This is a genomic window from Mesorhizobium sp. M7A.F.Ca.MR.245.00.0.0 (genome assembly GCF_003997415.1).
GTDB lineage: Bacteria > Pseudomonadota > Alphaproteobacteria > Rhizobiales > Rhizobiaceae > Mesorhizobium.
This window is the reverse complement of record NZ_RZTE01000093.1, coordinates 1-1,815: the sequence shown is the minus strand read 5'-3', so window position 1 is coordinate 1,815 and position 1,815 is coordinate 1. Positions and strand designations below refer to the sequence as shown.

Genomic DNA, 1,815 nt, shown 5'->3' with positions numbered 1-1,815 from the left:
GGGTCCGCCTCTGCCCGCCAGTAGGGGCGGACCCACTGCAACATGGCTCCGAAAAGGAAGTTTGGATCGCTCTCAGTTTCCCTGGCCGAGGATAACACCGGGAAGGCCCGTTACTGCTCCCTCAGTGGCGGGTTTTTCAATGGCAGGCCGGTGAAGCATCACGTCCCGGTTCTCAGGAACCCGTAATGCTACCCTGAATTGCTGGATTTCGTCGCCCTTGGCATCGCAGACCTTGCATCTCAGATCGAGACAGGAGCCAGCACCAGAACGGGCCAGCTCTGCCAGGATCTCGGTCAGTGCATCGGTGTCGGAAAGGTCGAAGCCAGTTCACTGACGATGGAACAAAACTGCCCTGTCGAACTTTGGTCGTCGCACTGCTCCCGGTGCTTTCCCCCATGAGAACTGCCCGCTGGTTCCGGCCGGCGGGCTTTTTGCGTCATGTGCTGGGCGATTCTCGGACCCCATTCGTTGGAACCGCCGCTTCATGCGAAGTTAGGTGTGCCCAGGGAGATTCAAACATGGAGTTGATTATGAAACAGCTACTTTTCGCGCCCGCCATTGTGGCACTGTCAACTGGGTTGGCCTTTGCCCAATCGAGCAACACCACCGGTACTGGCGGGTCATCCACGACGACAACCAAGACCATGCCGAGCACTATGACCGATCAGGGCACGGATTCGACCGCCACGAGTGGAACGAACTCGAACTCCGCCAAGGACTGCGCTCCTGGTCAGCAAACTGGCAGCGCCAAGCAGGCCGCGCCAGGCCAGCAGGATACAGACGCTAACTCGGCCGCTCCTGGCCAGATGAAAAAGACCACGGACGGCTGCTGAGCGCGCTTTCGGAACCTTTGCCCCTGTCTCAGGTTGGTACAAGCGGTCGATTCCTAGGATGTAGCCGCACATATAGCCCGTCGTGCAAGGCCAGCACGGCGGGTCTTCGCGATACGAGCGGTTTAGCCTTGGGATTGGCGACGTTAGCTCGTCATCGACTGCCTAGTGCTTTCGCTTCGCGCTCCAGCGTCTCACGGTCGTTGCCGTGCTTTTTGATAAGTTCCCGGACTTCAGGGATGGTAAGCTGGAATTTGCTGGCGAGATAGCCGACCTCGTATTCCTCGTCGCCCGATACGCGGTCGCGGTCACGAAAATCGCGCTTGCTTTTGTCATCTGGCATGGTTGTTCCTCCTGAGAGGAGAATAGCGAAAGTAGCGCCGGGTTCCACGTAAGGACGAGCCGGCGCTTGTCGCAGAGTTGGCCTGCGCCGGCTTGATTCTGCCTGCACGGGATCCTTCTCGGGAGTCTATCGATCTTGTATGGCGGCCTCGACCAAACGCCGTATCCTGCCGGAACGCTCAATGTTTTGGGCCACCATCTCTTTCGAGCGCTAAATCGCGAGCTCGGCCCGTTCCAGGCGTTGCTTGGCACTGGCGACTTCGGCCGCCATCGCTATTCCCTGGCGTTTCGGGATGTTTGTCATGAGATTGAAACACAGGGAGGACGGAATCGTTCCCTGACGCCGGCCGAAACGGGTGGGGCATGAACACCCAAGTGCCCTGGTGCATTCCTTTGCAACTATTTTAGCCTATTCTAATTTAAATTCGGTCCTGTCCGAGTTCGCGTATGTTGAAGTTCATCCGGCCAATGTTCCCCACGCTTGTCGAGGTGCCGCCGACAGGGGACAACTGGATTCACGAAATCAAGTATGATGGAAACCGGACGCAAGTCATTGTCGAGGACGGCACCGCCCGAACGATCACGCGGAGGGGCTACGACTGGTCATCGACGTACAAGACGATTGTCGAGGCGGCGGCAACCA

Annotated in this window: 2 protein-coding genes and 1 pseudogene; 2 read left to right on the top strand and 1 reads right to left on the bottom strand. The window is 58.2% G+C overall.

All coding sequences use genetic code 11. The features are described 5' to 3' along the window. The first annotated feature begins 518 nt into the window (after positions 1 to 518). Positions 519 to 833, top strand: coding sequence for a hypothetical protein (locus tag EOB80_RS34160; RefSeq protein WP_127332373.1), 315 nt, complete (start codon positions 519 to 521; stop codon positions 831 to 833). A 151-nt stretch (positions 834 to 984) separates the two neighbouring features. Here the strand turns inward: EOB80_RS34160 and EOB80_RS34155 are convergent, their stop codons facing one another. Continuing rightward, entirely contained in the window at positions 985 to 1,173 is a 189-nt protein-coding gene (locus tag EOB80_RS34155) for a DUF3606 domain-containing protein (protein WP_127321696.1), read from the bottom strand. Positions 1,174 to 1,619: 446 nt separating this feature from the next. On the opposite strand from EOB80_RS34155, the pseudogene EOB80_RS34150 reads away from it, so the two are divergent. Continuing rightward, positions 1,620 to 1,815 (top strand): annotated as a pseudogene (locus EOB80_RS34150) (hypothetical protein); the annotation flags it as partial.